General features: G+C 66.7%; 3 protein-coding genes. All 3 read right to left on the bottom strand.

Annotated features, from left to right (window positions below):
• A partial coding sequence (locus tag LQV45_RS25780; RefSeq protein ID WP_230009484.1) for a PHP domain-containing protein occupies nucleotides 1-977 on the bottom strand: 977 nt, incomplete at its 3' end.
• Between the two features lie 118 nt (nucleotides 978-1,095).
• Nucleotides 1,096-2,064 (bottom strand): RluA family pseudouridine synthase, encoded by a 969-nt coding sequence (locus tag LQV45_RS25785; RefSeq protein WP_028275872.1) that lies wholly within the window; start codon nucleotides 2,062-2,064, stop codon nucleotides 1,096-1,098.
• 25 nt (nucleotides 2,065-2,089) lie between these two features.
• On the bottom strand, nucleotides 2,090-2,463 hold a 374-nt coding region (locus tag LQV45_RS25790; protein ID WP_230009486.1), incomplete at its 5' end, for a signal peptidase II.

Raw genomic sequence — 2,463 nt, forward strand, 5'->3', positions numbered from 1 at the left:
TCCTTGACCAGCCACGACGTTTCGTCCTCCCCCTCCGGGCAGGGGAACCGGGGCATATAGTTGGCGCCGGTGTTGAAGGAAACTTCGCAGCGTTCGGCGATCAGGAGCGTGTTGTCGCACGCCTCGGGGTGGTCGCGGAACAGTTCGCGCATTTCCTGCGGTGACTTCAGGTAGTAGCCGCTGCCGGAGAAGGCGAAGCGCGAGCCGCCGTTGTCGTAGGTCGGCTCCAGGAGGGTGGAACCGGACTGGATGGCCAGCAGGGCCTCATGCGCCTTGGCGTCATGCTCGTGCGTGTAGTGCAGGTCGTTGGTCGCCACCAGCGGCAGGTTCAGGTCCTTGGCCAGGCGCAGGAGGTCACCGGTGACGCGCCGCTCGATGTCCAGGCCGTGGTCCATGAGCTCACAGAAGTAGTTCTCCGCCCCGAAGATGTCGCGGAACTCCGCCGCGGCCTCCAGGGCTTCGCGGTACTGGCCGAGCCGCAGCCGGGTCTGGACCTCGCCGGACGGGCAGCCGGTGGTGGCGATGAGCCCTTCCGAGTAGGTGTTCAGCAGCTCACGGTCCAGCCGGGGCCATTTGCCGAAGACCGAGTCCAGCGAGGCGATCGAGGAGGCCCGGAAAAGGTTCCGCATGCCCACGTTGTTGTAGCTGAGCAGGGTCATGTGCGTGTACGAGCCGCCGCCGGAAATGTCGTCCTTGCGCTGGTGCTCCTCGCCCCAGCGCACACGGGTCTTGTCCGTGCGGGCGGTCCCGGGAGTCACATAGGCTTCGACGCCGATGATGGGTCTGATGCCTTGGTCTGTTGCGCGCTTCCAGAAGTCGAAGGCGCCGAACAGGTAGCCGTGGTCCGTCGTGGCGAGGGCCGGCATGCCGAGCCGTTCGGTTTCGTCGAACAGCTCACCGAGCCGGGCGGCACCGTCCAGCATCGAGTACTCGGTGTGGTTGTGGAGATGGACAAACGAGTCGTTGCTGGAAGTCACCGCACCATTCTAGTGCCGTGCCACGACGGCGGCGTGCAGCCACGGCGGTGGGCACCGAACGGCGGCAACGGGCGGCCCGGCAGAACCCCGTGGATTCAGGCCGCCCGTGCCGTGCGGCTCAGGCGTTTCCGGACTCCAGGACCGTCAGCGCGTACTGCAGGTCCTGCGGGTACTCGCTGGCGACGGTAACCCGCTCCCCTGTCCGCGGGTGGTCGAAGGACAGTTCCCGGGCGTGCAGCCACTGCCGGGTCAGCCCGAGGGTGGCGGCCAGCCTCGGGTCCGCGCCGTAGGTGAGGTCACCGGCGCAGGGGTGGCGCAGGGCCGAGAAATGCACGCGGATCTGGTGGGTGCGGCCCGTTTCGAGGTGCACCTCCACGAGTGAGGCCTTCCCGAAAGCCTCCAGGACCTCATAGTGCGTCACCGAATCACGGCCGTCCTCGGTCACGGCAAACCGCCAGTCATGGCCCGGGTGCCGGCCGATGGGCGCGTCGATGGTGCCCGCCAGCGGATCGGGAAGGCCCTGGACGACGGCGTGGTAGACCTTGTCCACGGTGCGCTCCTTGAATGCGCGCTTGAGCACGGTGTAGGCATTTTCGGTCTTGGCCACCACCATGACACCGGAAGTGCCGACATCGAGCCGATGGACGATGCCGGCGCGCTCCGGGGCGCCCGACGTCGAAATCCGGTAGCCGAGCCCGGCGAGGCCACCCACCACCGTGGGTCCCACCCAGCCGGGCGAAGGGTGGGCGGCGACACCGACCGGTTTGTCGATGACCACAAATTCGTCATCGTCCAGCAGGATCAACAGGTCGTCCACTACTTCCTCCACGATTTCCAGGGGGTCCCTGCGGTCCGGCACCACGACCTCAAGCACGGTGCCCAGGGTGAGTTTGAGGGACTTTCCGACCTTCCCTGCGTTGCTGGTGACGTTGCCTTCGGCGATCAGGACTGCGGCCTGCGAGCGGGAGATGTCCATCAGCCGGGCCAGTCCGGCGTCCACACGGGAACCGGCGAGGTCCTCCGTGACGGTGAAGCGGTGGTGCCCGGCGGGTGCGGTGCCGGCTTCGGCGGCCATATCGGCCGCCATATCAGCGGCGTTTCCTGAGGCAGTGTCAGACATCGTTAGCCACCGTATCCTTCGTATGGCGCGAGCCGTCCAGGGAGATTCCGCGGAGCGTGAGCAGGCAGATGATCACGACGGCGGAGACGACGGCGGAGTCGGCGATGTTGAAGATCGCGAAGTTTGGCAGCTGGATGAAGTCCACCACATGGCCCATCGCGAAGGACGGCTCGCGGAACAGCCGGTCCGTCAGGTTCCCGAGTGCGCCGCCGAGCAGCAGTCCCAGCGCCAGGGCCCACCAGAGCGAACCGAGCTTGCGCAGCTGCAGCAGGATCGCGACAGACACGGCCGCCATGATGATTGTGAACACCCAGGTGACGTTCTCGCCGATCGAGAACGCCGCCCCCGAGTTGCGGATGTAGAACC

Source organism: Microbacterium sp. Bi128 (genome assembly GCF_918698205.1).